General features: G+C 69.8%; 20 protein-coding genes and 1 pseudogene. 11 read left to right on the top strand and 10 right to left on the bottom strand.

All coding sequences use genetic code 11. The annotated features are described in order from the left end of the window. Positions 1–69 precede the first annotated feature (69 nt). A complete protein-coding gene (locus ACIHCQ_RS27100) occupies positions 70–330 on the top strand; it encodes a hypothetical protein (protein ID WP_399667500.1) in 261 nt (86 codons plus the stop codon). A 482-nt stretch (positions 331–812) separates the two neighbouring features. Here ACIHCQ_RS27100 and ACIHCQ_RS27105 read toward each other — a convergent pair whose 3' ends face one another. Then, positions 813–1,190 carry a hypothetical protein gene (locus ACIHCQ_RS27105; protein ID WP_399667503.1) on the bottom strand — a complete coding sequence of 126 codons (378 nt, stop codon included), beginning with the start codon at positions 1,188–1,190 and terminating at the stop codon, positions 813–815. 1,115 nt (positions 1,191–2,305) lie between these two features. Here ACIHCQ_RS27105 and ACIHCQ_RS27110 point away from each other — a divergent pair. The 3 genes from ACIHCQ_RS27110 to ACIHCQ_RS27120 are packed head-to-tail and all read left to right on the top strand — an operon-like array spanning position 2,306 to position 4,722. Next, positions 2,306–3,622, top strand: a complete 1,317-nt coding sequence (locus ACIHCQ_RS27110; protein WP_399667506.1) for a hypothetical protein — start codon at positions 2,306–2,308, stop codon at positions 3,620–3,622. A 30-nt stretch (positions 3,623–3,652) separates the two neighbouring features. Then, positions 3,653–4,150, top strand: a complete 498-nt coding sequence (locus tag ACIHCQ_RS27115; protein WP_399667509.1) for a hypothetical protein — start codon at positions 3,653–3,655, stop codon at positions 4,148–4,150. A 59-nt stretch (positions 4,151–4,209) separates the two neighbouring features. Next, positions 4,210–4,722 carry a hypothetical protein gene (locus ACIHCQ_RS27120; RefSeq protein WP_399667512.1) on the top strand — a complete coding sequence of 171 codons (513 nt, stop codon included), beginning with the start codon at positions 4,210–4,212 and terminating at the stop codon, positions 4,720–4,722. 354 nt (positions 4,723–5,076) lie between these two features. Here ACIHCQ_RS27120 and ACIHCQ_RS27125 read toward each other — a convergent pair whose 3' ends face one another. The 5 genes from ACIHCQ_RS27125 to ACIHCQ_RS27145 form a co-directional block, all read right to left on the bottom strand. Then, a complete protein-coding gene (locus tag ACIHCQ_RS27125) occupies positions 5,077–5,823 on the bottom strand; it encodes a hypothetical protein (protein WP_399667515.1) in 747 nt (248 codons plus the stop codon). Between the two features lie 21 nt (positions 5,824–5,844). Beyond that, positions 5,845–8,031, bottom strand: coding sequence for an ATP-binding protein (locus ACIHCQ_RS27130; RefSeq protein WP_399667518.1), 2,187 nt, complete (start codon positions 8,029–8,031; stop codon positions 5,845–5,847). Beyond that, positions 8,028–8,738 carry a DUF4255 domain-containing protein gene (locus ACIHCQ_RS27135; protein ID WP_399667521.1) on the bottom strand — a complete coding sequence of 237 codons (711 nt, stop codon included), beginning with the start codon at positions 8,736–8,738 and terminating at the stop codon, positions 8,028–8,030. The genes ACIHCQ_RS27130 and ACIHCQ_RS27135 overlap by 4 nt, the downstream gene beginning before the upstream one ends. Before the next feature lie 49 nt (positions 8,739–8,787). After that, positions 8,788–12,351, bottom strand: a complete 3,564-nt coding sequence (locus ACIHCQ_RS27140) for an HYR domain-containing protein (RefSeq protein WP_399667524.1) — start codon at positions 12,349–12,351, stop codon at positions 8,788–8,790. 181 nt (positions 12,352–12,532) lie between these two features. Continuing rightward, a complete protein-coding gene (locus tag ACIHCQ_RS27145; RefSeq protein WP_399667527.1) occupies positions 12,533–13,156 on the bottom strand; it encodes a response regulator transcription factor in 624 nt (207 codons plus the stop codon). Positions 13,157–13,324: 168 nt separating this feature from the next. On the opposite strand from ACIHCQ_RS27145, the gene ACIHCQ_RS27150 reads away from it, so the two are divergent. Next, a complete protein-coding gene (locus ACIHCQ_RS27150; RefSeq protein WP_399667530.1) occupies positions 13,325–14,716 on the top strand; it encodes a hypothetical protein in 1,392 nt (463 codons plus the stop codon). A gap of 86 nt (positions 14,717–14,802) precedes the next feature. Here ACIHCQ_RS27150 and ACIHCQ_RS27155 read toward each other — a convergent pair whose 3' ends face one another. Continuing rightward, positions 14,803–15,567: a DUF4157 domain-containing protein gene (locus ACIHCQ_RS27155; RefSeq protein ID WP_399667533.1), complete on the bottom strand. Its 765-nt coding sequence runs from the start codon at positions 15,565–15,567 to the stop codon at positions 14,803–14,805. Between the two features lie 173 nt (positions 15,568–15,740). Next, the gene (locus ACIHCQ_RS27160; RefSeq protein WP_399667536.1) at positions 15,741–16,757 is read right to left on the bottom strand and encodes a LacI family DNA-binding transcriptional regulator; all 1,017 of its coding nucleotides are present in this window, start codon (positions 16,755–16,757) and stop codon (positions 15,741–15,743) included. 577 nt (positions 16,758–17,334) lie between these two features. Here ACIHCQ_RS27160 and ACIHCQ_RS27165 point away from each other — a divergent pair. Further along, positions 17,335–18,501, top strand: coding sequence for a beta-L-arabinofuranosidase domain-containing protein (locus ACIHCQ_RS27165; RefSeq protein WP_399667539.1), 1,167 nt, complete (start codon positions 17,335–17,337; stop codon positions 18,499–18,501). A gap of 74 nt (positions 18,502–18,575) precedes the next feature. Here ACIHCQ_RS27165 and ACIHCQ_RS27170 read toward each other — a convergent pair. Together ACIHCQ_RS27170 and ACIHCQ_RS27175 are read right to left on the bottom strand one after the other, a co-directional pair. Then, positions 18,576–19,236 (bottom strand): annotated as a pseudogene (locus tag ACIHCQ_RS27170) (LLM class flavin-dependent oxidoreductase). A 143-nt stretch (positions 19,237–19,379) separates the two neighbouring features. After that, entirely contained in the window at positions 19,380–19,913 is a 534-nt protein-coding gene (locus ACIHCQ_RS27175) for a hypothetical protein (RefSeq protein WP_399667542.1), read from the bottom strand. 8 nt (positions 19,914–19,921) lie between these two features. On the opposite strand from ACIHCQ_RS27175, the gene ACIHCQ_RS27180 reads away from it, so the two are divergent. The 5 genes from ACIHCQ_RS27180 (at position 19,922) to ACIHCQ_RS27200 (ending at position 25,515) form a co-directional block, all read left to right on the top strand. Continuing rightward, on the top strand, positions 19,922–20,059 hold the full coding sequence (locus ACIHCQ_RS27180; protein WP_399667545.1) for a hypothetical protein: 138 nt from the start codon (positions 19,922–19,924) through the stop codon (positions 20,057–20,059). Between the two features lie 551 nt (positions 20,060–20,610). Beyond that, positions 20,611–22,119, top strand: a complete 1,509-nt coding sequence (locus ACIHCQ_RS27185; RefSeq protein ID WP_399667548.1) for a Y4yA family PLP-dependent enzyme — start codon at positions 20,611–20,613, stop codon at positions 22,117–22,119. Next, positions 22,116–23,444, top strand: a complete 1,329-nt coding sequence (locus ACIHCQ_RS27190; RefSeq protein WP_399667551.1) for a pyridoxal-phosphate dependent enzyme — start codon at positions 22,116–22,118, stop codon at positions 23,442–23,444. The genes ACIHCQ_RS27185 and ACIHCQ_RS27190 overlap by 4 nt, the downstream gene beginning before the upstream one ends. Positions 23,445–23,463: 19 nt before the next feature. Further along, complete coding sequence (locus tag ACIHCQ_RS27195) at positions 23,464–24,666, top strand: aminotransferase class V-fold PLP-dependent enzyme (RefSeq protein ID WP_399667810.1); 1,203 nt, start codon at positions 23,464–23,466, stop codon at positions 24,664–24,666. 78 nt (positions 24,667–24,744) lie between these two features. After that, the gene (locus ACIHCQ_RS27200) at positions 24,745–25,515 is read left to right on the top strand and encodes a class I SAM-dependent methyltransferase (protein WP_399667554.1); all 771 of its coding nucleotides are present in this window, start codon (positions 24,745–24,747) and stop codon (positions 25,513–25,515) included. The last annotated feature ends 2 nt before the right edge of the window (positions 25,516–25,517 follow it).

Here is a 25,517-nt window from a genome sequence, read left to right on the forward strand (position 1 = left end):
AGCGACTAGCAGGCTGTAGATCTCAAATTTAGAATCTACACAGACATCGGCTCAAGCTTGGAGGCATAGATGACCAAGGAGTTCAGCGAGATCATGGGGGAGATCGTGACCGACACCGCACCGCGGCTGTTCGCGGTGTTCCACGAAGAGGGGCAGGAGGATGACGGCTGGGTCGCCGCCTGGGGGCTTGCCTTCGACGACCGCGCCGAAGTCGTCACCCCTGGCGGTGCACTGCGCGTCACTGCTTCGTCGCCCGAGCAGGCGGTCCGTCGCTTCTCCCGTACCAAGGGCCTGACCGGCCATCTGGTCTGGGTTGCCTCTGTCAACTGACGGATTCCAAGCCCGAGTGGAGACGGGGTCGCACTCGACGGCCATGCGGGCGAGTGTAGCCGCGCAGCGCGGAATGCTGTCTCCCTGCAGGGAGCCCGGCTATGGGCGGGTGACCTCCGCGTCGCTGGTGAACAGTTCGGCAGACCATCTGGCAGAGCCCTGCGCCATGCCCCCGGCGCTCGCCGGCGCGCCAGCGGTGTACGCGGACATGGCGGTGATGGCGCGCAAGTGCGCAGGCAACGGGCAAAGGCGGCCCGGGCAGGTGCCTACGCCGCCCACCACACCGCCTTGTCCGTGTCGTAACGGAATCGGTCCGGTATGACCTGCTCGGTCGGCGGCTGACATCGTAACCAGCGACCACCCGAATCGTCGTGGAACCTTCTCCCGCGCATCGTGGGCTGGTCGTCGGCGGCCAAACACACCGAACTGGTGCCGCTGCAAATGGCGCTCGACGCCTCATCACCCCAACCGAAACGGCGGGGTCAGTAGTTGTCGATCCGGGAATGCCGGGCCATCTGCGCGGCGATATCGAGCTCGTTGTTCTGGAAGTTGATGGCTGTCGTGCTCAGGAGGCTCTTCTCTGTTGCCAACCGGTCAAGGAGGCTCTTGACCTGTTTCGCCCACGTCTCCTGTGCCTTCTTCAGGGCGCCTGACGTGTCCCAGCCGTAACCGTCTCGGGCACCGAACTCCTTGACTGCCGCGTTCACGCTCTCGGCGGTGCGCTTGCCGTCGTTCGCCACACCGGGCTCCAGGTCGTTGGTGATCGCCTTCACCGCTGCCTGCTGCTTCGCAGGGCTTGAGGCCAGATCAGGGGCACTGTTACCGCCTCCCCCTGCCGGGGCGAGCTGGTTCAGCTGCATCTGGACAGCGTGCCGGTCGGTTCCTTCAGCTTTGATCTGTGCCCACTCTTCCCAGACCATGGGACCCCCTGCATAGACGTGATCGCTTCCTGCTCAACCTACGGAACGCGGTTCACCAAGCGGAAACGGGATTGCAACAGCGCCGCCGATTCGCAGGCCATCCCTGCGGCGAGGCCGTGTACGTGACCTCGTGCCATCGAGACCGCGCAACGGCCGTGCCGTCGTACCCAGCCCATCACGAATCCCGTCACCCTCCGCGGCCGCACACCCGCATCGCTCGGCTTGACGTCTCCCGTGACCGCGACCTCCAGACCGTCACGGTACGCCTCCGTGGCCTTATCCAGCTCTTCGGGACGGAGCTCCACCGAACCTTGCGCAGGCAGGCGGAGTCATCGTGGCGGACAGAGGCGCGTACTGACCGGCACCCGGAGACTCGGAGTCCGCGGATTGAACGCCTGACGGTCTAAGTCCCGTCGGGTGGGAGGGCCCAGAGTGCAGCGGGTACACCCAGGCCTGCGTGAGTCTGGGTGCACAGGCTGGTTGCTAGCCTGCAGGCGCACGCCAACAGGCACACGGGGGCAGGGATTCATGTCACGGGCGGCCGGAGAGCACCACACAGATGGCGGCGCGGCCGCGCCTGCGGTCGGTATGCGGCTGAATCAACTTCCGGTCGATCCGGGAGGTGCCACTGGCGGCCAGAAGGACTTCGTTTCAAGTCCTTCCGAGAAGGGTGCCGCAGCAGAAGCCATCAGGAAAGGTCGAGCCCGACACTCGCAGGGACGGTGCCTGGGCAGATGAGGAGACCAACGCTGCCGTCAAGGCATTCGACGCCAGGGACGGCCACGGATGGATCCCGTCGAGGGTCCTCAAGAAGGCACACAAGACGTGGGGTGAACAGGTTCGGAACCTGCTGCACCGGCTCGCAGCGGACAAGCGGAGTCTGAGCGATCCCAAGTCGAGCTGGAGAGCACAGATCCCGGAGTCGGGACTGCGGTACTCAAGACATCACCGTTCCGCGAGTACTGATCAACTCGCGATTCGGATTCACCACCAGTCGCCAGCCAGTTCGCACGCAACATGGATAACGGGGACCCATGCCGACGTATCACGAAATCATGACGACCGACCTGGGCACGCTCACCACAGCGGCCGACCGCTGGGACGGCATGGCGAAGAGATTCAAGGAGCTGGAGAGGGCGTACCAGCGCGACGTACACGGCATCGCCTTGCACCCGTCGTGGACGGGCCTGAGTGCGGATGCCGCCCAAAGACGCTTCAGCGTCACCCTCAAGGAGTTCCAGAACGCCCAGGTCGAGGCCAAGGCGGTCGCCTCGCTGCTGCGTGACGCGCACACGCAGTTCGTCGATCTGCGTGGCAAGGTCAAGGCGGCCCACGACGACGCCATCGACGCCGGAATGAAGGTTTCGGACCAGGGCGTGGTCTCGTACAACACCGAGAAGCTGAGCCAGAGCGACCGCACCGCCGTGGCTCACGACCCCGACTACCAGGAGAGCATTCGCAAGAGCGTCAGCTCCTGGCAAGAGCGTATCGACCAGGTAGTGAAGGACGTTGGGGACGCCGACAAGGGCGTCGAGATCGCCTTCACGGCCGTGGTCATCGACTCGGAGGTCAAGGACGGCACGATCAACGGCTTCAACGGCCAAGCCTTGGGCGACATCGAGAAGTACGAGGCGGATGAGGCCTCAAATACCGCCACGAAGACCAACGGGTGGACCGCTGACGGCAAGGCCACGGCAAGTGGGCCCGATGCCGGCTTCTCCGCCACCGGCCCCAAGTACGGCAAGGAGGGCTCGGTCAGGGCGTACGCCGACCTCGGTCACGCGACCGCGGAAGGATCGCTGGCCAACGGGTCGATGAAGCTCTCCGGGATTGCTGACGCCTATGCCGGGGCCAGGGCCACCGCGAACGTCGGAATCACCGACAAGGGCGTTGCCGGCAAGGCCGAGGTGTCCGCAGGAGGACGGGCCCTGGCTGAGGGGCGCGCCGGGTACGGGCATGTCGGTGCCTACGGACGGGCTGAGGGATTCGCCGGTGGCGAGGCCCAGGTCAGTACCGGGGTGGGCCTGGAGGGCGTCAACGCGGGCGCAAAGGCGTTTGCCGGGGCGAAGGGCACCGTCGCCGGGGGCGCAGAGGTCGCCGGGATCGGTGCCGGCGGGACGGCCGAGGGGTGGGCCGGTGCGGGCGCGGAAGCCCAGGTGACCTTCGGCAAGGGTGACGACGGCAAGTTCCATATCGGCGGCAAGGTTGGCCTCGCCCTCGGGCTCGGCGGCTCTGTGGGCGCGGAGTTCACGGTCGACCCAGGAAAGGTGGCCGACGCCGCCGGCGATGCGGCCGACGCGGTGGGGGATACGGTCGATGCGGTCGGCGACGCCACCGGCTCGGTCAAGGACACCGTCACCAGCTGGTTCTAATGCACTATTCCCATGGAAGGAGGGCCCGAGATGCCCACGACACTGCCGGTGCCGATCGAATTTCGACTCCCGGAGGGCTGGCGAGCGGCCTCTCCGGACGAGGTTGGCGCTCCGGGCGTGGCCTTCATCGCGCTGCATCCGCAGCCAGATGCGGGGTTCACTGCCAATATCACCATCGACGGCGAGTACCGGCCGGACGCGGCGACGCTGGACGAGCTCGCAGATGAGTCGGTGCAGCGCTTGCGTGAGATCGCCGAGTCCGTGGTGGTGACCAGCCGCCGCGAGATCGGCTCCGCAGCCGCGCCCGGCCTGACACAGAGGTTGACCTTCTCGGCCGTCGCCGGCGGCGTGCGCCGCGACCTCATCCAGTCCCACGTCTATCTGTCCATGCTGGACGTCGAGGATCCGCACAAGCGTGCGGTGATCCGAATGGTTCTGACCGCCACCGCGACACAGCACGACAGCGTCCTGGGAGACTTCCAGAACTTCCTGCGCACGGTTCGCCCGGACACCGGAGCTGCGTCCTAGCGCGCCACACTGACGTGGGAGATCTTGTACCGAGACCCGGCTACTCCTAGGTTGACTCGATGGGCCTTTTCGACAAACTGACCGGCACCAAGCGCCCCAGCAGTGGTGTCGCACCGCATTCCACTGAGGAAGTCCGGGCGGCGCTGCTCAGGCTCAACCAGCCGGACGTGCCTTACGTCGTGCGCGATGGCACCCCGGAGGGTGCCGACTTGGTGGCGGAGTGGCGGATCCTGGAGCCGGCCTGGCAGACCTTCTTCGTTCGGACCCAGGTAAGCCGGGCCCTTCAGATCCGGATGCGCTTGGTCCCGGCGGGCCACGAGGTCCGTGCCCTCGACCGGCAGTGGGAGGTCACGTGGGTGGGGGGCACGGCCAGGCTGGCGCTGTCGGCTGAGTACTCCCGTGGGCAAGTGAACACGGTGTCCCGGCGCTGGACGGTCGGGCGGGATGCCGAGGGCGGTCTTGAGGCGACGGAGACATTCCGCTTCGACAATTCGGCGCTGAAGGGTCCCCTGCAAGACGCGGTCCTTGGGGCGGGATGGACATGGCGCGGAGTAGTGTCCGGCAAGCTGTGACCGGCCTGTGAGACACCGGGCCGGACGAAGTATTTCGAGGCACTGGGTTCCTGCTCGGTGACCGGGGCCCGCACCTGCCAGTAGGGCTCCTACGTGAGGCGTTTGGGCTTCGGACCGGAATCCGGCCTACCTCGGACATCTGAGATCGACACGGCCTGAGCCCTGCTAGCGGCGATGCCGAGAGTGTGGGAAACGCGGCCTGACAGCTCAGACGGGGCCTCCGGCCGCATGGCGATATCGCTGTTGGCGGACGCCGACCTGCACGGGACTCGGCGGAACCGCACCCCGGCGGGTTGGCGTGGCGGTGATCGTGCGCAAACGCGCAGGCAACTGCTGGCCGGGGCCGGGAGGGGGCTACACCGCCCACCACACCGCCTTGTCCGTGTCGTAGTTGCGGCTCGCGCTCTGGGCCGCCCGCATCCCGCCGTTGCACGGCTGAGCACAAAGCACCCGCAAGTTGTCCGTGTCGTTGGCCCACCTCTTCGCCTCGCTGCGGCTGATCGCACGGACCGGACGGCCGCCGACCACCCAGCTCAGCTCCGCGGCCTTGCTCTGGACGTAGGGGATGATTTCCACGATGTGGTCGATCGTGACGTAGCGGTTGCCGTCCGTCGGCGTGCTATCGCTCTCGCGGGGGATGAACATGCCGCACTTCGCGCACTGGTACTCGGTCCGCCCGTTCGCGACCTGGCTTTCCGTGGTGCCCAGCACCGTGTCCACGGTAGCCGGGGTGAACCCGATGTCGTCCCTGGTGCCGCTCCAGATGTACTCGTCGTTAGGTCCCCTGCTCGGCAGCTCTGGTGGCCGGGGAGCGGCCGGGTCGAAGCCCTGCTGCGCCTGCTGTCGCGCCGACTGCGGTCTGCCCGAGTACGGGGAGTTGTTCGCCGCCTGCCGCCGCGGTGCGCGATCGGCCGGCATCCGCTGAACGACGGCACCCCGCTGCGCCAGCACCTGCACGACCGCCTCGTTCCCGGCCGTCCGCTGGAGTGCGATGAGCGCCGCGGCCGGCGAGGCGTCCGGCTCGCCTCCGCGCACCCCCGCTGCGTCACGCCGCGTTTGCTCCGGCTCCTGCCCCTCCAGCCGTTCGTCGTGAGCACGCACAGCGGTTCTCCTCTGGTCAGGTCAGGGGACGAGCAGGTCCATGTACGGTCCGAATTCGCTGGCCAGGGTGAGGCGGCCCAGCTTCTGGTACTCGCGCAGGACCGCGTGGATCACCTGATGCATCGTGACCGGGGAGCCGGACTCGGCGGCCAAGTAGGCGGACGTGATGGCGATGGAGCGGATGTTGCCACCTGCGAGTTCGAAGGAATCGGCACAGAAGCGCAGGTCCAGGTCCTGATCCTGGCTGCCGGACAGGAGCGGCGCCAGGCAGCGTTCCCACAGAGCCAGGCGCTGGTCGGCGTCGGGGACGGGGAAGTCGATGACCAGGTCCAGGCGGCGGGTGAAGGCGTCGTCCAGGTTGGCGCGCAGGTTGGTTGCGAGGATCGCCAGGCCGTCGAAGGACTCCATGCGCTGGAGGAGGTACGCGCTCTCCACGTTGGCATAACGGTCATGGGCGTCCTTGACCTCGGAGCGCTTGCCGAAGATCGCGTCCGCCTCGTCGAAGAGGAGGACGCCGTTCACCCCCGCGGCCTCCGTGAAGATCCGTTCCAGGTTCTTCTCGGTTTCGCCGACGTATTTGTCGATCACGGTGGACAGGTCGACGGTGTAGAGGTCCAGGCCCAGGTCCGCGGCGATGACCTCGGCGGACATCGTCTTGCCGGTCCCGGAGTCGCCCGCGAACAGCGCGACGACGCCCCGGCCTCGGGCGCCGCCGGGGCGCATCCCCCACTCCCCCAGGACCCGGTCCCGGTGGCGGGCTCGCGCGCCGAGTTCCCGCAGTTGGGTGAGGGCGTCCGGGGGCAGGACGAGGTCGTCCCAGCCGACGCCGGGTTCGACGCGTCGGGCGAGCCGGTCGAGTCCGGCGGCGTTCTGGGCGCGGGCGCCCAGACGGACGTGCTCGGGGCGCAGCTCTCCCCCGTCCAGGACGGCGTTCTGGGCGGCGCTGCGGGCGGCCTGGGTGAGCTGGCCGGGGGTGAGGAGGAACGGGGAGAGGATGTTCGGGAGGTTGACGGTGGCGGGGACGGGCTGCCCGTACGCCTCCTGCCACAGGAACGCCCGCGCTGTGGGCTCGACCCGCGGGGCGCGCAGCAGGAGCGGGGGGCGGGTGGACCAGCGGGCGTCCCAGGGGGCCCGGCCGATGAGGACGACGGGTACGGGCGTGTCGGTCAACTGCCGCAGTAGTGCGACGTGTTCGCGGTCCAGGGCGTCTACGGGGGTGCAGACCAGGCCCGCGCCGGTCAGCCGGGCCTCCCGGACGGCGATACGGATGGCCTCGGCGGGGGCCGGGTCGTGCGCGAGGCGGGCCAGGTCCAGGGCGAGGGCGGGGCGGCCGGCGAGGGTGAGCGCGGTGGCGGCGAGGGCGGGGCCCGCGCCGCCCTGGTCCTCGCTCAGGTAGGCGAGCGGGATCCCGGCGGCCAGCGCGCGGGCGAGGGGGGCCGCGTCGCCGGCGCCGGGGACGGGCGGGCAAGGGGTGAGCAGATCGGCGACGCGGGGGTCGGCGGTGTCGTCGCCGAGGAGATGTGCGGTGACCCGGTCCGGGACGCGCAGGGCGCGGCCGAGGAAGGGGCGGTCCAGGTCCTCGGTGAGCAGGAGGCCGGCGGACAGCAGGGGGGCGGTCGCGCCGAGGCGGGCGCGGGCGGACGCGTCCGCCGGGGACAGGCCGCACAGGGCCAGAGTGAGGCCGATGGAAGGGCGGCGCCGGGTGACGTCGTCGTTGAGGTAGCCGTAGAACGACTCGAACCGGTCATCGAGGTCGGGGAGGAGGGTGATGAGCAGGATCTCCACATCGAGGTCGGTGAGGTGGAGGTCGGTGGTCAGGCGGCGCAGCCGGGTGGGTGGGTCGGCGGTGTCGGCTCGGGCCTCGGCCTCGGCGTGCCGGGCAGCGTCGGTGTGGTCGGGGGCGGGTGCCTGGGGCCGGGCGTCCAGGAGGCGGTTGACGGCCTCGTCGGTGAGGTAGAGGCCGCGGAAGGCGTCGTCGGGGTCGGGGTCGGTCTGCCGGCGGGCGGCGACTGCACGGCGGACACGTTCCTCGACGAGGATCACCCGGTCCAGGACGTGGCGCAGGCTGGGGTTCTCTGTGGTGGGGGTCGCGGGGACGGGGGTCGCGGTGATGGGGGTCGCGGTGATGGGGTGCTCCTGCGACGGCGAGGACGGGGACGCGGACGCGGACGGGACGAGCGGCGGCTCCGGCGGCGGGTGGATGCTCATGGTTCGCGGATACGGCGGGACAGGCCGGGGTGCGGGCGACGTCTGGAACCGGCCTCCCCGTCGGCACCCCCCGGTCCGCCGCCGGAACCGTTCGCCGCGCCGTTCGCGGATGCTTCGTCGCCCGGCCGGTCGATCTCCTCCATGCCCAGTCGCAGGCCACCCTCCTCGGTGACCGGCGGCCCCACCGCGAACGAGCCGGCATCGATGAGCGGGACACTCACCACAAGGTCGAGCGAGGGTTTCAACTCGCCGCCGAGCGCACTCCACACGTCCGCGAACGACCGGTCCTCGGGCGGCGGCAGCGCGATCGTCATCGGGACGGTCAGCGGCAACTCGGCCAGCGAGCCGGTCAGGTGCGCCCTGGGCACCGCGTCGTGGCGCAGTAGACACAACAACAGGGACGACAGCAGCCGGTGCTCGTCCTCGGGCCGCCGGGTCCAGGCCGTGATCAGGTAGGAGAGCTTGAAGTAGCGGGGCGGGCGGTGGCGGGCAACGACGGTGCCGCGCTCGCCGTACTCGTTGGACAGACCGCGGGAGCGGCGGCGCAGGTCCTCGCGGATGTCGTAGAGGTACAGGTTGACGGTGGGGGCGTTGACCTTGGCCGCCCACTCGCGGTTCGGCGCGTCGAAGACGACGCTGACCTGGGTGCCGCCCAGCGCCTCCCTCCGGACGAGGGAGCGCAGGGATTCGTCCACCTCGTGGATCACGACTTCACCTCACCCCTCCTCAGCGGCGCTCCGCCGACGCTCGCCCCGCTCATCCGCGTCCCGCGAACTTGGGCGGCTGGAGGCTGCGTGGCACGACCAGGATTCCCGTGTCGAGCGGGTTGTAGCCGGGCCCTGAGGCACCTAGCAGTCGCGGGCCGGTCTTGTCCTTGCGCAGGACGAGCATCTGGGTGCGGAACGTCCCGTCGGCGCGCACCCGCACGGGCGTCGTCGCGGCGGTGATGCCCTCGCTCCACTCCAGTTTGACGATGGTGCCGGCCGGGAAGTCGCGGCCCTCGGCGAGGACGACGTCGCCGAGCCGGGCGACGAGGGGCCCTGCGGTCAGTACGGGCTGGAGGACCCGGATTTGGAGAGTGGCGGTGTTGTTGGCGGTGCGCGGGTCCTGCGTCGCGCCGGTGACGCGGGCGCTCAGGGCGCCGGTGGTCGCCTTCTCGTACGAGATCCGGGCGGTGACCTCGATCCGGCCGCCGGCAGGCAGGGTGCAGCGGGCGGCGCTGGTGCAGCCGCTCTGGGCGTTCAGTACGCGAACGGGCTGGGGGACGGTGGCCGCCAGCACGATGCCGGTCGCCGTGTCGGGGCCGGCGTTGGTGAGGGTGAACGTGGTCGTGATCTCGCCGCCGGTGAATGCGGGCAGCGGGGTGGCCGCGGCGGTCACGGCGAGGTCGGCGGCGGGCGGGCGTGGTGTCGGCGGGCGCAGGACGACGGTGAACACGGCGGTGTCCTTGCCGGTGTTACCCGCCTTGTCCCTGGCCGTGCACGTCACTGTCGTCCTGCCCAGCGGGAAGGACGAGCCGCTGCGCGGGGCGCAGGTGACGGAGACAATGCCGTCGATCAGGTCCCTGGCGAAGGCGGCGTACCGAATGACCGCACTGGTGCCACCGGTGATCTCGACGGTCCGGTCGTCGACCCGGACGACCGGCGCGCCCACGTCTATCACCGTGAAGACGGCCGTGTCGGTGCCGGTGTTACCGGCCTTGTCTGTCGCGGTGCAGGTGACCGTCGTTTTCCCGACGGGGAACGTCGAGCCGGACAGCGGGGTGCAGATGACAGGCAGGGGGCCGTCGATGCCGTCCACCGCGGTGGCTGTGTAGTCGATGGTGGCGCCGTCGTGGCCGGTGGCCTTCGCCGTACGGTCGTCCACGGTCACGACGGGCGCGGTCGTGTCCACGACGGTGAACACCGCCGTGTCCCGGCCGGTGTTACCGGCCTTGTCGGTCGCGGTGCACGTCACGGTCGTCTTCCCGATCGGGAAGCGGAAGCCGGAGACCGGTTCACAGGTCACGGAGACCGGGCCGTCGACGGTGTCCACAGCGGTGGCCGTGTACTCGATCACGGCACCGTCCGGGCCCGTCGCCTCCGCCGTACGGTCCTCCACGGTCACGACGGGCGCGGTCGTGTCCACGACGGTGAACACCGCCGTGTCCCGGCCGGTGTTACCGGCCTTGTCAGTCGCGGTGCACGTCACGGTCGTCTTCCCGATCGGGAAGCGGAAGCCGGAGACCGGTTCACAGGTCACGGAGACCGGGCCGTCGACGGTGTCCACAGCGGTCGCCGTGTACTCGATCACGGCACCGTCCGGGCCCGTCGCCTCCGCCGTACGGTCCTCCACGGTCACGACGGGCGCGGTCGTGTCGACCACCTTGATGACGGCGGTGTCGCGGCCCGTGTTGCCCTGTTTGTCGGTCGCGGTGCAGGTCACGGTCGTCTCGCCGAGGGGGAAGCGGGAGCCGGACGGCGGCTCGCACGTCACCGGTACTTCGCCGTCCACAGCGTCCACGGCGGATGCCGGGTACTCGACGACGATGCCGTCCGGGCCGGTCGCCTCCGCGGTGCGGTCCTCGACGGTCACGACGGGGCCGGTCGTGTCGGTGACCGTGAACTCGGCGGTGTCCTTGCCGGTGTTGCCCGCCTTGTCGGTCGCGGTGCAGGTCACGCTGGTCTTCCCGAGCGGGAACGTCGCGCCGGATGGCGGTTGGCAGGTCACGGGGACGTCGCCGTCCACAATGTCCTTGGCCGTCGTCGGGTACTCGATCACGGCGCCGTCGGGCCCGGTGGCCTCCGCCGTGCGGTCCTCCACGGTCACGACGGGCGCGGTGGTGTCGGTGACGGTGAACACCGCCGTGTCACGGCCGGTGTTGCCCGCCCTGTCCGTGGCCGTGCAGGTCACGATCGTACGGCCGACGGGGAAGCCGGCTCCCGACGGCGGGGTGCACGTTACGTAGACCTCGCCGTCGATGTTGTCCTCGGCCGTCGCGGTGTACGTGATCACGGCACCGTCCGGGCCGGTCGCCTCCGCCGTACGGTCGTCCACGCGCACCACCGGCGCGGTCCCGTCGACGACGGTGAACACGGCGGTGTCCCGGCCGGTATTGCCGGCCCTGTCCCTGGCCGTGCAGGTGACCGTCGTCCGGCCGATCGGGAAGCGGGATCCCGACGGCGGGGTGCACGTCACGCCCACGTTCCCGTCGACGTTGTCGCGGGCGGTGGCTGTGTAGTCGATGACGGCGCCGTCCGGGCCCGTCGCCTCCACCGTGCGGTCGTCCACGGTCACGACGGGCGCGGTCACGTCGTTGACGGTGATCCGGATCTGCTGTTGGTAGCTGGGGTCGGCCCCGGCGGGGCCGAGGTAGAACTGGACGGTGCAGGTCAGCGTGGAGCCCTGGGGGGCGTTACCGGCCACCGTGACCGTCTCGGTGAAGGTGGCGGTCTGGCCGCTGGTCACCTGACTGCCGGCCGGGGTGAGGGAGACGGACAGCGACGGGTCGCAGTTCACGGGCCGGTGGGTGACGTTGATGGGCAGGTTGGTCAGTCCGCTGACGATCGCGTTGGCCACCCCGTTCGCATCGATACCCTGCAGGTATGTGCCTCCGGTCTCCCCGGTGACCCGCGTGGCCTGGCCCTTCTTGAAATTGGCGCGCTGGCCGTTGAGGCCGTCGCTGCGACTCTCCACGTCCACCGCCAGCACCTTGACGTTGTTCGTCTTGAGGGTGGGGACAATGGCGTTGAAGGGGTGGCCGTTGCTCGGGTCGTGGCTGGAGGCGTCACCGACCAGGACGACGATGGGGCTGGCCCCGGACCGGAACGGGTTCCGGCCGCCGGCGCCGGTCGCGACCTCCCACAGCGCGTTGCCCCAGTCCTCGGGGGTGTCGTCGCCGTCGGCGGCGCTCAGCGCGTTGACGCCACGCTGGATGGCCGCGCGGTCGTTGGTGAACGCCTGGTGGAGGAGGAAGAGCCTGCGCGGTTCGCGCTGGTCACCGTAGCTGGCCACGGCGAACCGGGAGTCGGGCTGCGCGGCGAACACGCGGTCGACGATCGTCGGCAGATTCCGCTTCACGTTCGCGATGGCCTCACCCATGCTGCCGGTGTTGTCGACCAGCAGCACCACGTCCGGCTTGGGCGGCACGGCCGGCGTCCGCACCTGCTTGGTGACGGTCAGGGACCCGCCGGGGTTGAGCGATTGCTCCACCACCGACGGCGTGACCATGGACGGGGACGGGGCTGCGGCCGTGACTGCAGCGTCGCCGACACCGACCCCTACCCCGCCGAATGTGAGAAGCGCGGCCATCAGGCCCGCCCGCAGTCGGAACCGCCGCACGACATCCTCCAAGATCGGCGTTGGCCCTACCCTTCCCGGGCGGTGCTGCGGGGGCAGCGGAGCCCGGGACACGTATAGGGGAAAACAAGTTGCCCCTCCGGACAGTCCGCACAGACGGGACGGGCCGGACGGGCCGCACAGGCCGCCGGGCCGGGCCGAGTGGCGCCGGCCCGGCGGCGCGTCAGATCAGCCCCTGCCGCAGCGCATAGGCGACGACATGGGAGCGGTTGCGCAGGTGCAGCCGGATGACCAGCTCATGCAGGACGTTCTTGATGGTGCGTTCCGAGTACGAGAGCTTCGCGGCGATGTCCCCGGTGTCGTAGCCCTCGGCGACGAGGCGGACCACCTCGATCTCACGGGCGGTGAGCCCGCTGAAGTTCAGGCCGCGCGGCGCCAGGACCTGACTCTGTAGTCGGCCGACCTGCTCCAGCAGCCGGCCGAGCAGGTCCGCGGGGACACTCCCCTCGCCCCGGGCCACCGCACCGATCACCTGTACCAGCTGCTCCGGCGTTGCTTCGGACCGCCGCAGGACGCCGGCCACCCCGCACTCGGCCGCCCCGACCAGCTGCTGATCGTCGATGTGCGTGGCGATCAGCGCCACCCGCGCCGACACCGTACGCTGGACGTTGCGCAGGGTCCGCAGCGCGGCCTCGTCGATCGTGTCGACGACGACCACGGCCACGGCCGCCGGTTCTTCTTCCTCGTTCTCCACCAGCCGGACCTCCGGACGGGACCGCAGCTGGCTGGCGACCCCCGCCCTGGAAATCGGGTCATCCGCACGCAGGCACACGACTATCCGGTCCACACCGGCCTCCCCACCCCTGGGTCGAATGCTTCGCCGCAGTATGCGCGAGTGCACTCCACGTACAGTCAACAAGGTCTCAATGGGCGGTCTCAATGGGCACCTCAACTGCCCTGAAGTCTTCCTGTGGGGCCCCTGTTCCCTGGAGCCTCAGGGCCTACGGTGCCGATCATGACAACTGCGGCGAGTCTGGACACAACCGCTGTCACCGCGCAGCCCGGTGGCCGGACCGAAGTCCCCCTTCAGGTGCGCAACTCCGGCAGCACTGTGGAGGAGTACCGCTTCGAAGTGGTGGGCCCGGCCGCGGCCTGGGCAAACGTCGAACCGGCGAGCCTGTCGCTGTATCCCGATACCTCGGCCGCCGTGCTCCTCGCGCTCAGTCCGCCGCGCAGTTCCGAAGTGCCGGCCGGGGACCTCCCGTTCGGGGTACGGGTGGTGCCCACCAGCAACCCCGAGGGGACGGTGGTGCCCGAGGGCGTGGTCACCGTCCTGCCGTTCGCCGAGCTCACCGGGGAGCTGGTACCGCGCGGGTTCGACGGCGTGTGGCGCGGTCGTACGGACGTCGCCATCGACAACCGGGGCAATGTCCCGATGACGGTGCGGCTGACGGCACAGGGGGACAGCTCCCGGGTGCGGCTCGGCTTCTCCCGGGAGGACGTCCAGCTCCCGCTGGGTACGACGGAACTGTCGAAGCTGACGGCCCGGCCGGCCAAACGGCTGTGGCGCGGGGCCCCGGTCGTACACCCCTTTCAGGTGGTGGCGACATCGGAAGGCGAGCATCCGCACGAGCCGGTCCTGCTGGACGGCACCTACCAGCAGGACGCGATTCTGCCGAGCTGGCTGCCCCGGGCCCTGATCCTGGCGCTGGTAGCGGTGTTGGCCCTGGTCGGCCTGTGGTTCACGCTGCTGCGGCCGGTGGTGAAGTCGGCGGCGCGGGAGGAGACCCAGAAACAAGTGGCCGAGGTGCTGCCCTCCAGCCCGGGCCCGTCCACGCCCGCCGGTGGCGGCGACGCGCCCGGTGCCTCCCCGGGCGCCGCGGGTGCCGGCGGAGCGGACGCAGGTGCCGGTGCCGGTGCTGACGGGGGCGGCGGCGGGGGCGGCGGCGCGCAGCAGCCGGGCGGAGCGACGGGCGGTGGCTCCGGCGGTGGCGGTGGGTCGGGTGGTGGCGGTGGTGTCGGAGACCCGAAGAGCGCCCAGACCGAGGTCCAGGACTCGGTGGGCGGGGACGCGACGGCCAAAACCGTGTACGCGGTCCCGGAGGGTCAGATGTTCGAACTGACCGACCTGGTGGTGCAGAACCCGCAGGGTGACTCGGGCACCGTCGTCATCGCCGCCGAGGGCCGGACGCTCCTGAGGCTCGCCCTGCAGAATTTCCGCGACCAGGATTACCACTTCGTCACCCCGATCGTGGTGCCCGCCAACGGCAAGATCACCATGACGGTGACCTGCCGCGAAGTGGGACGGCCGGTGGGCACCCCGGCCCCGGCCCAGTGCGCCGAGTCGCTTCTGGTCGGCGGGACGCTGCGGGCCGCTCCCGCCCCGAGCCCGAGCCCGAGCTCGTAGGCGGACTTGACGGCAAGGGGGCGGGGGACGGGCTGTGAGCCCGTCCCCCGCCCCCTTGCCGGTCAGCCGTGCCGGACCAGCCACCGTCACGAGGCAGCCGGCTCCTCCTGCTGCTCTTCCTGCTGCTCCTCGGCCCGCTGCACGAACATGCCCTGGACGTCTGCGGGTTCTTCGTCCTCGCCCTCGGACTGTCGCTGGACGGCTGCGGCCGGCCCTGGTGCGACGACAGGCTCCGGAGCGGCCTGGGGCGCCGGGGCGGACATCGCGCGCGCGGCGTTGGCGGTGGCCTCCTGCTCGTAGCGGTCCGAGGGGTCGCTGACCCGGATGCCGCCGGGGGCGTCGGTTCCCTCCACCGGCCCGCTGCGCTGCTGCATCACATGGGTCAGCTCATGGGCCAGCGTGGTCCGGCCGGACTGGGACGACGGATCGTAGGCGTCCCGCTGGAAGACGACGTTGTTGCCGACGGTGTAGGCGTGCGCGCCGACGGACTTCGCGGACTGGTGTGCCGCGTCTCCGGTGTGCACCCGCACATCGGAGAAGTCCGACCCGAGCCTGGCCTCCAGATCGGTGCGGGTGTCGGTGTCCAGCGCCTGCCCCGATCCGGAGCTGACGACGTCGTGGACGGGAGAGCGCTGCTCCGGCGCGGCCTCCTCGTCGCGCTCGCGCTGCACCATCGCGCCGACCGCGCTGTTGCCGACGGCCCGTTGCAGGATGCCCATGCCGGACATACCTACGACGTCGGTGCGGCCGCCGGCGGCGGCTTTGAACAGCCGTGCGTCGTCCGCCTGGTGCGGCCTGCTGACGGCGGCATCGCCGTTTTCGTGATCCTGATCGTGTACGTGGTCACGCATCTTCGGCTCCCTGGGGCGTCCAGCGGCAGACCTCTCTCAGCCTGACACTGCCGTACGGGGGCGGCTCCGGTACAGGAGCGGGGCGGCGTGGGCAGGGGCAGCCGTTGCTGCCCGATGGGGCAGATACCCGGTTCAACAGCCGTGCGGCCAAGGCCGTATGACAAACCACTGACTCAGGTCGAGTCCCGGACGACCAGTTGGCACGGGATGCGGTGGATGCCGGGATCCGGCCGGCCGTCGATCGCCTCCAGGAGCTTGAGTGCCGCCAGGCGGCCGACCTCCGTGAGGTTCATGTCGACGCTTGTCAGCGGGGGGCGTGCGGCGAGCGCCATGGTGTCCCAGTTGTCGTAGCCGACAACCGCGAGGTCGTCAGGGACCCGCAGGCCGCTCTCACGCAGACCGTCGGTGACACCACGGGCGATTTGGTCATTGCCGCAGAAGACCGCGTCGGTGTCGGGCGCGGTCGCGATGATCCCGCGGGCGGCCTGCCGCCCCCACGCTTCGCTCCATTCGCCGTAATGGACCCGGCCTGTCGCCAAAGGCAGTCCGGCCGCCTCGAGGCAGCTGACGGCATGGGTGGCGCGGTCAGCGGCCGCGGCGTGATGTGCGGGACCAGTCACGTGAGCGATGCGGCCGCGGCCCAGACCGGTCAGGTGCCCGATGGCCAGTTGCGTGCCGTGGCGATCGTCCGAGACCACGCTGATACCGGCCGGGTCGGTGGAAGGCGCGAAGGCGTAGACGGTGGGCACCTCGAGCGGGCCCGCCAGCGGCGGCCGTGGATCGGTACGGCGGCCGGTGACGATGAGGCCGTCGATGCGGCGGGCGGTCAGCGTACGCAGGTAGTGCTGTTCGCGGATCGCGTCACCACGGGTGTCGCACAGCAGGACGGAGATCTCTCCCATGCCCAGGGCGTCCTCCGCTCCCAGTAGAACGGGTGTGGCGAACCGTCCGATGCCGTCAGTGGTGATCAGGCCGACAGTCCAGGTCCTGCCGCTGAGCAGGCCCTGGGCGAGCTGATTGGGCTGAAAGTTCAGCTGCCGGGCGGCGTCCAGCACGCGTTGCCGGGTCTCCGGCCGCAGCCTGCCTCTGCCGTTGAGGGCTTTCGACGCGGTTCCCGGTGCTACGCCCGCCAGCGCCGCGACGTCCGTGATGGTGGGGCGTCTCGCAGTCCGGTGGTCGGCAGCTGTCATGGGAAACCCTTTTCTCAAGTGTGCAGACGGCTTTATCTTGCCACTGCCTGCCGCCCTCCGTCACCAGGCCGCTCAGGGCCTTAGTTTTACTGCCCGAAACCTTGACGCAGCAAAGGGCGGCCCCTACGTTCGGCGCTGGGAAAAGGGTTTCCTAGTCGGGCACGCCAGCCACCGGATGCCATTCGGTGCGACAGGTCGAACGGCCAGGGTAGAACCACTCTTCGGTGAGCGTGTGACCTGCCCTTTCTCGCTTCGCCGCGCCCTTTCTCGTCTTGTGCCGCGCGACCGGTTCACTCCGGTCCATGAGGCGGTTTTGCATGCCTTCGCCCCTTTCTCATCGCCATGCCGTCGGGCCCGCGCGCCCGACACCGGAGGCGTCGGCGCTCTTGCGCCCCGAGGCGACGACCACTGTCACCGGTGGCTTCTGGGCCGAGCGGCGCGCCGCATCAACGCGCGGGTCGGAATCCCTCAAGGGCCGGCCCTGCTGGAGTCGGCGGGCAACCTGCACAACCTTGCCCTGGCCGCGGGGACGACCACCGGCGAGTACCGCGGGGATCTGCCGTTTCTCGACTCGGACGTGACCAAATGGCTGGAGGCGGCAGCCTGGCAGCTGGCTGACCCCGCGACAGAGGACGCCGCCGGCCTGGCTGCCCGGGTCGAAGAACTCACCGCCCTGCTGGCCGCCGCCCAGGAAGACAGCGGCTACCTCAACTCCTGGTTCCAGGTGGTGAAAACGGGTCAGCGTTTCGCGGACCTGCGCTGGGGCCACGAGCTGTACTGCGCCGGTCACCTCATCCAGGCTGCCGTGGCCCACCACCGCAGCACCGGCGCGAGAAGTCTGCTCGACATCGCTGTCCGGTTCGCCGACCACATCGACGCCACCTTCGGCCCCGGCAAGCCCATCGACGGCATCTGCGGGCACGCTGAAATCGAGACCGCCCTGGTCGAGCTGTACCGGGAGACAGGAGAGCGGCGCTATCCGGATCTGGCCGGTTACTTCATCGATCGAGGATACGGGCTGCTCAACGTGGGAGACAGGCACGGCATCAAGCCGGGACCGACGTACTGCCAGGACCGAGTCCCTCTGCGTGAGGCGCAGCACGTAGAAGGTCACGCGGTCCGCCAGCTCTATCTGCTCGCCGGCGCCACGGACGTGGCCACCGAAACCCACGAGGCAGAGCTGCCAGGGCGCGGCACCGCCGTCACCGCCCCCACCACCATCTCCACCACCACCCAGCAGGTCTCCGGCGGATCGATCAGTGTCAGTGTCCCCAACATGAACGCCGGCGCCGCCTACCAGTTGACCATCACGCCCGCCGGGGCCGCGGCCGACTACCAGCACCGCTACGAGGCGGAGAACGCGTCCGTCTTCCGTGGACAGAGCCTGTCCTCCTCCACCGCCTCCAACGGCGGCTATGTCGGCCGCATCGACAACAGCGGTGACGCCCGCACCGACTCCTACGTCGACTTCATCGTCAATGTGCCCACCGCACGTGCCTACCAGATGACCATCGGCTACGCCAACGGCACCGGCGCGGCCGCCACCCAAGGCCTGGCCTACAACGGCGGTGCCTGGTCCACCGTGAACTACCCGCCAACCGCGGGATGGGGGACCTTCGGAGCCACCGTGTCCCAGACCGTGTCCCTCAACGCCGGCTACAACGTCATCCGCCTCGCCAAGGGGGCACCGTACTTCGCCGGCGGCACGGGGTACGCGGAACTGGACCACATACAGCTCGACTGAGGTCCGTCCGCAAACCCGGACCGCAGGCCGGTGGTTCACCGGCCTGCGGTCCACAAGGCTCGGTCAAGAGGTCGTCAGCCGAAGGCAGGCATGATCGTGTCGTGGATGAGGCGGAGCTGTGTGTTCACATCGGCCACGTCCTCAAGTTCACGGCCCGTGAAGGCCTTGACCAGAGTGCGGTCGGTGAGAGCGCAGATCATGTGGTTGACACCGCTCGGAGCGATCTCCCGCTGGATCTTGTCCAGGCACTCCTCGGGGGTGCCGGCAATGGAGAGGCGTTCGGCGATCTCAGGGGTGGTCAGTTCGATGCCGCGAGCGAGGTCACCGGCGGCGATGGCGTCGATGACCGGCTTGAGTTCGCCCGGGTCCACTCCGTTGCGCCGCAGTTGTTCCTCGGGCATCGAGGAGGCGTAGATGCCGACCATGCTGCGGGCCGCGTCCTTGGCGGCCGCGGAGTCGGGTCCGGTGGCGAAGACGGCCCAGGCGCCGATGTCGAGTGACCGCCAGTCTTTGCCCGCCCGTTCGGCTCCGGCCCGGATGTGCCGCACCGCGTAGTCGTCCCAAGCGGATGCGGTGCGTCTGGCCGGCGGCTGCGGCGAAGAGCAGCCACAGATCTTTGTGCCAGGTCTCGTCGGCGGCATAGCAGGCGTGGAAGCCGAGTTCGTCAGCGAGTCTGATCGAGGCCAGTGACTCCTGGAGAGGGTAGTCGGGGAGCATGGCGTAGCTGAATTTCACAGGTGCCACCTTCCGTAGGGAACTTGCCCACTGCGCGGACGAGTTGCGCTCCTTGCTTCCGAGGGTGTGGCAGTGGTGCCCAACTGTCCAGTCCTCGCCTGCCCAGCGGGACCGAGAAGCCCGGGCGGCGCCCGCCGGGTGCGTCAGGAGAGGTACGGCACCACGGCCATGGCGACCAGACCGCAGGCGAGGTAGTGGTCCAGCTTGTGGAAGTCGACGGCCGCGATGTGTTCCTCGCCATGGCCGTCGACGTCGAACCGGTCGCCCAGGCGCCGGGGTACGGCCACCAGGTCACCGGGGTCCGCGAAGTTCACCCAGCGGGCCAGACCGGGCGGGCGGCTACCCCGGCCACCCGTCGGCGCCGGATCCAGCATCTCGAATGCGCCGCCGGGCGGCCCGAGCGGCGAACCGACGGTCACCAGCAGCTGGACCTGTGGCAGCGCGTGGGCGTGCAACGCCTCGTAGGCGACGACCGAGCCCAGTGAGTGGGCGATGACGACCTTCGCGCCCGATGCCACCACCGCGTCCGCGACCACGCGGCGGGCACTCTTCCTGCGGGCCGGGGAGGCCGGATAGCCGTACATCTCGGGAAGCAGGGCGACGGCCACCCGGGCCATACGCTCGGCCGACGCCGAGCGCCGCTGGGCGAACCACGCCAGTGCCTGACGGACGGGCATCGTGCCCCATGCCTGCCCTCGGGCGGGTCTTCCGGCAGCCCCAATGCGCGCAGCCAGGCCAGCAGCAGCGCCTGTTCGTCCGGGCTCAGATCGTCCACGTCGTCGACGACGGACTGTACCTCGGTGTCGTTGAGGAGTCGGCGTAGTAGGCGGCGTGGATACGTGACCGAGGCCGGCCGCCCGGTAGCCATCCGTGAGAATGTCGACGTGACGTCCTGGCAATAGCCGCGTCGGTCACTACGGGGCCCTGCCGGGGGGCGAGTGCCGGCTTGGACTCGCCACGAACTGACGCCAGGCGGCCTCAAGTCCGGCGCCTTCGCCCCTTCCCCTCCCCCAGCGGCTCGTCGCCGACGAGACCGCCCACGCATAGCGCCTCGCTGACACCAGCAGTACAGAAGGGCCCTGTCGGTCACACCGCCGGGGCCCTTGCTGTGGCCCGGCCTGTGGCCCGGCCTGTGGCCCGGCACTCGCCCCTGCGCTTGCCGCGCCGAAGCCAAGCCCCTTGCGGCTGGATGCCTTTGAACTGGCGGCAGCACAGAAGCCTCACGTCGTGGCCGACGTACCGGGCAAGCCATGGCTTAAATGGAGTTGTTACGGGAAATGATGATCCCCGAATGGTTGTCCGATGGCCGGCGGTGCCCCACTGCGGTGTCGCCCGACCACCGGAAGCCGCCGGTGCACGGGGAGGGGTCCTGTCGTGCGTGTGCCCTTGTACCTGCAGCCACGACTGGAACCGCCGCTCAGCTCCTTGCTGGAGGACGCGCCTTTTCTGCACTCCCTCGTCGACGCCCTCGGCTCCCCGCTCGATGTGCTGCTGCCCGACCGGATCGCCGAGAACACCGGCCGCTTCCTCAGCGTCTACCGCAAGCACCACCTCACCGGCCGGGTGTACTTCGCGCACAAGGCGAACCGGGCCGGCTCCCTGGTGCGCCGGCTGGCGACGGCCGGCCCCGCGGCGGTCGGTGTCGATGTCGCGTCGCTGGGCGAGCTCCAACACGTCCTGGGATGCGGCATCACCCCCGACCGCATCATGGCCACCGGCCCGAAGGACCCGGAGTTCTTGTGGCTCGCCGCCCGGACCGGCGTCACCGTGAACATCGACTCACGCGCCGAGCTGGATCAACTAATCGCGCTGATAGGCAAGTTCAAACTCCCGCAGGCCGATGTCCTGCTGCGGCTCTCGGAGTTCGAAACGGCCACCGGACCCGGTGCGTCCGGTGTGAAGATGCTCTCCCGGCGCAGCCGCTTCGGCTCACCGTTGCGCGAGGTGGGCGCTCTCCTCGACACGGTCGAACGGCACCGCGACACCGTCCGGCTGACCGGTGTCGCCTACCACCTGGACACGACCGGACTCGCGGAGAAGGCCGCTGCACTGGAGCAGTGCGTCACAGTCATGGACGAGTGCCGCGCCCGTGGACTGGAGCCGCGCGTCATCGACATCGGTGGCGGCTTCGGGGTCGGCTATGTCGCGGACGCCGCCCAATGGGAGCACTACACCACCGAACTCGCCAACGCGGTGCTGGGCACCCGCCCCGCCCTGACCTGGCGCGGACACGGCTACGGCCTGCGTAACGAGGGCGGCACGCTACGCGGGACACCGGCGCTCTATCCGGCGCACCGCGCCACGGCCGGGCCCGGATATCTCAACGAACTCCTCGCCCATCCCGCCCCCCTCTCGGGCCGCCCACTGGCCACCCTGCTCCTGGAACACCTCTACGACCTGTACGCCGAACCGGGCAGAGCCCTCGTGGACCAGTGCGGGCTGTCGCTGGCGCGGGTGCTCGACGTGCGCCGAACCGGCCCGGACCCCGGGGATCTCCTGGTGCGCCTCGCCATGAACGCCGGGGACGTGAGCCTGGAGGAGCACGGGGTCCTGGTCGATCCCGTCTGTCTCCCCCGTAACAGAACGCCCGAGGTGGGAGAGAAGGGCGACGACGGGCCGGTGGGGGTCTACCTGGTCGGCAACCTGTGTTTGGAGGCCGATCTGATCACACGTCGCAAGGTATTCCTGCCCCGGCTGCCACGTGTCGGCGATCTGCTGGCGTTCGCCAACACGGCGGGCTACGCGATGGACTTCCACGCCCACCACGCGCAGCGGCAGCCGGTCGCCCGCACGGTCGCCGTCGTACGCGACGGGGGCTCATGGCGCTGGTGCCTGGACGAGGAGTATTGGCCGATCACGCGAGTTGAGGGACCGGTGTCATGAGGTACGACAGCATCACCGAGGCCATCGGCAACACGCCGCTGGTGCGGATCGATCCGGCCGTGCACGGCCTGCGCCACATCGACTTGTACGCCAAGCTGGAGATGCTCAATCCCTTCGGCTCGGTCAAGGACCGTGCCGCATGGAACATGGCGCGGCACGGCCTGGCCGCGGCGGCGGAGCGCGGCGCGACGGTCGTGGAACTGTCGAGCGGCAACACGGCGAAGGCCCTGGCTCTGCTCGCGGGGATGCACGGGCTGCGCTTCAAGAGCGTCACCAACCGGATGCGGGTGCCGGAGATCAAGGAGCTGCTTCTGCTGCTGGGCGCGGAGATAGAGGAGCTGCCGGGACAGAGCGAGTGCCTCGACCCGACCGACACCGAGGACCCGCTGACCCGGTTCCACCAGGCCCTTGCCGGGTCCGGGAACGCCTATCTGCACACCGACCAGTACTTCAACCCGCGCAACACGGAGTCGCATGCGGCGGGTACCGGACCGGAGATCGTCAAGGACCTGGACGGACGGGCCCCGGACTGGTTCATCGCCTGCGTGGGCACCGCCGGTTCCTCGACCGGGGTGGCCAGGGTGCTGCGCGAGCAGGACCCTGGGGTACGGGTGGTCGGGCTGGTCGCCCACAAGTCGGACTTCATCCCCGGCATCCGCACCATTGACGAGGTGCACCAGGTGGGACTCTTCGACCCGGCGACGTACGACACGATCGAGTCGGTGACCGCGGACGAGGCCATCGACGGCATGCTGACCCTGATCCGCCGCTGCGGACTGCTGGCCGGCCCCACCGGCGGCGCCGCTTATCACGGCGCTGTACGTCATCTCCGCACCGTCGACAACGCGTTGACCGAGCGCCGGACTGCGGTCTTCATCGTCTGCGACCGGGCCGAGAGCTATCTGAGCTACGTACGGCAACGCCGCCCCGAACTCCTCGGCCGGCCGCCCCGGAAGAACTCGCCGGCGGCCCTCACCGAGGCCGAGGTACGGACGGAGGCCCAGGTCATCGACACCGGCGACGCTCAGCGATGGATCGCGGACGGTCAGCCGCAGCCGCTGGTGATCGACCTGCGCGGACCGCAGGCGTATGCCGCGCTGCACATCGACGGATCGGTCAACATCGTGGACGAGATCTTCGGCGAACTCGTACGGGGCGGCCTGCCGTTCAGTAAACGCCGGCCGGTGCTGCTGGCCTGCCCGGTCGGCGAGAAGTCCGCCCGCTACGCCGCGCTGCTGACCCGCATGGGCCATCCGGACGTGCACAGCCTGTCCGGCGGCATCGTCGCGTGGCGGGACGCGGGCGCCCCACTGGTCCGGGACTGACGCGGTGGACAAGCTGCCCATGTTCGACAAGGGACCGCACGACGACCTGAAGGAGCTGGCCGACTGGCAGCGGGAGCTGCGGGAGCAGTTCCCCATCATCACCGGCCACCCGGAGCTGGTCTATCTCGACAGCGCGGCCACCTCACAGAAGCCGCAAGCCGTCCTCGACGCCACGTCTGCCTATCTGACGACGTCCAACGCCAACGCGGGGCGGGGCGCCTACCCGTGGGCCAACCGGACGACGGCAATGGTGGAACGCACCCGGCAGCGCGTCAAGGACTTCCTCGGCGACTCCGACCGGGAGCGTTCGGGCGTCCACTTCGCCAGCGGCACCACCGAAGGGCTGCGGAGCGTCGCCCGCGACTGGCTCACCGACCAGCTGAGTGACGGCGACGAGATCCTCGTCCCCTTCGCCGATCACCGGGCGAACCTGGAACCCTGGCTGGAGGCCCAGCGGCTGCTGGGACAGCGGGGCATCACCGCGCACCTGCGCGCCCTGCCGTACCAGGCGGCGTCCGGAGACTACGACCACCGGGCCCTCGCCGGGACGGTCGGCCCTCGCACCCGCTTCGTCGCCGCCACACACATCCACCACGTCTACGGCGGCGACATGAACGTCCACCGCATCAGGGAGGCAGTCGGCCCGGACGTGCCGATCTGTCTCGACGCTGCCCAGAGCATCGGTCATCTGCCCGTGTCCGTGACCGAACTCGACGTGGACTTCGTGGTCTTCTCCGGACACAAGGCGCTGGCCCTGCCCGGCTCCGGAGCCGTCTGGGCCCGCAACGCCCGCGGCGCTCAGTTCCGTCCCGGCGGCTGGTACGGCACCCCCAACACCGTGGCCATCGCCGCCCTGGAGGCCGCTCTGGACTGGCTGCACGCGGCGGGCACGGACCGGATCGCACGCTGGACCACCGCCCTCACAGCCCGGATCACCGACCGGCTCCGCCGGCTGGCTCCGTACGAGATCCTGGGCTGCCAGGCCAGTCTGGCCGCCGACTCCACCGCGCAACGGCGCCACGGCATCGTCACCTTCCGGCACCGCCGCATCCCCTCCGACGACCTCGGCTTCATCCTGTTCAGTCACGGATTCATGGTGCGTGCGGACAGCCTGTGCCAGGCTGGCGCGGATCACCACGACGGTTCGGTGCGGGTCAGTGTGCATGTGTACAACACGGCGGAGGAGATCGACCGTCTGCTGACCGTACTGGCGACGCTTTGAAAATGTAATGGAAACCGTTTCCACCTGTAGAGTCGAACGCAGCTGAGGGGTGAGAGACGGAAGAGGCGGCAGGGACCGATGGGCGTGAGTATGGCGACGGCCAAGCTGTGGGTGGAACGCTGGGAAGCCCAGCAGGAGCACTACGCCACCGACCGCGAAGAACGGTTCACGGTGATCGCCGACGTCGTGGAGCATGTGACGACCGACCGCACCCATCCGCTGCTCCTCGACCTGGGCTGCGGCCCCGGCTCCCTGGCCGCCAGGCTCGCCGCGAGGCTGCCGCGGGCGGAAATCGTCGCCGTCGACATGGACCCCCTCCTCCTGGAACTCGGCCGTAGCCATCACGCGAACACCGGACGCTTTGTGGACACCGTGATCGGGGACGACGGATGGACCGACGCCCTCGGCCTGGACCGCCCCCTCGACGCGGCCGTCTCCACCACGGCCCTCCATTACCTCCCCGAAGCGGTTCTGCTGCGCACCTACGAGCAGCTCGCCTCACTGCTGCGCCCCGGCGGCGCCCTGATCAACGGCGACCACTTCGCCCAGGCCGACCCCTACTGCGCCGCACTCACCGCACACGTGGGCCGCCGCCGGGCCGAGCGTTCACACACCTGCCTCCACGAGGACTGGACGTCCTGGTGGAACGCGGCGGCACAGGACCCCGAGCTGACCGACCTGTTCACCGAGCGCCAGCGGCGGCAGGCGGCACTCGGCAACAACGGAGGGAACGACAACGACCTGACGCTGACCCGGCACATCGAGCTGCTGCGGCAAGCGGGCTTCCACCGCATCACCCCTGTCTGGCAATTCGGCGACAGCCATGTTCTCGTCGCGCTCACGGACTGACG

Source organism: Streptomyces sp. NPDC052236 (genome assembly GCF_044548015.1).
Classification (GTDB): Bacteria; Actinomycetota; Actinomycetes; order Streptomycetales; family Streptomycetaceae; genus Streptomyces.

Coding starts and splice junctions, on each gene's coding strand:
- ACIHCQ_RS27100 (WP_399667500.1), top strand. CDS start 70: ATGACCAAGGAGTTCAGCGAGATCATGGGGGAGATCGTGACCGACACC.
- ACIHCQ_RS27105 (WP_399667503.1), bottom strand. CDS start 1,190: ATGCAGCTGAACCAGCTCGCCCCGGCAGGGGGAGGCGGTAACAGTGCC.
- ACIHCQ_RS27110 (WP_399667506.1), top strand. CDS start 2,306: ATGACGACCGACCTGGGCACGCTCACCACAGCGGCCGACCGCTGGGAC.
- ACIHCQ_RS27115 (WP_399667509.1), top strand. CDS start 3,653: ATGCCCACGACACTGCCGGTGCCGATCGAATTTCGACTCCCGGAGGGC.
- ACIHCQ_RS27120 (WP_399667512.1), top strand. CDS start 4,210: ATGGGCCTTTTCGACAAACTGACCGGCACCAAGCGCCCCAGCAGTGGT.
- ACIHCQ_RS27130 (WP_399667518.1), bottom strand. CDS start 8,031: ATGAGCATCCACCCGCCGCCGGAGCCGCCGCTCGTCCCGTCCGCGTCC.
- ACIHCQ_RS27150 (WP_399667530.1), top strand. CDS start 13,325: ATGACAACTGCGGCGAGTCTGGACACAACCGCTGTCACCGCGCAGCCC.
- ACIHCQ_RS27155 (WP_399667533.1), bottom strand. CDS start 15,567: ATGCGTGACCACGTACACGATCAGGATCACGAAAACGGCGATGCCGCC.
- ACIHCQ_RS27160 (WP_399667536.1), bottom strand. CDS start 16,757: ATGACAGCTGCCGACCACCGGACTGCGAGACGCCCCACCATCACGGAC.
- ACIHCQ_RS27175 (WP_399667542.1), bottom strand. CDS start 19,913: ATGCCCGTCCGTCAGGCACTGGCGTGGTTCGCCCAGCGGCGCTCGGCG.
- ACIHCQ_RS27180 (WP_399667545.1), top strand. CDS start 19,922: ATGCCTGCCCTCGGGCGGGTCTTCCGGCAGCCCCAATGCGCGCAGCCA.
- ACIHCQ_RS27190 (WP_399667551.1), top strand. CDS start 22,116: ATGAGGTACGACAGCATCACCGAGGCCATCGGCAACACGCCGCTGGTG.
- ACIHCQ_RS27195 (WP_399667810.1), top strand. CDS start 23,464: ATGTTCGACAAGGGACCGCACGACGACCTGAAGGAGCTGGCCGACTGG.
- ACIHCQ_RS27200 (WP_399667554.1), top strand. CDS start 24,745: ATGGGCGTGAGTATGGCGACGGCCAAGCTGTGGGTGGAACGCTGGGAA.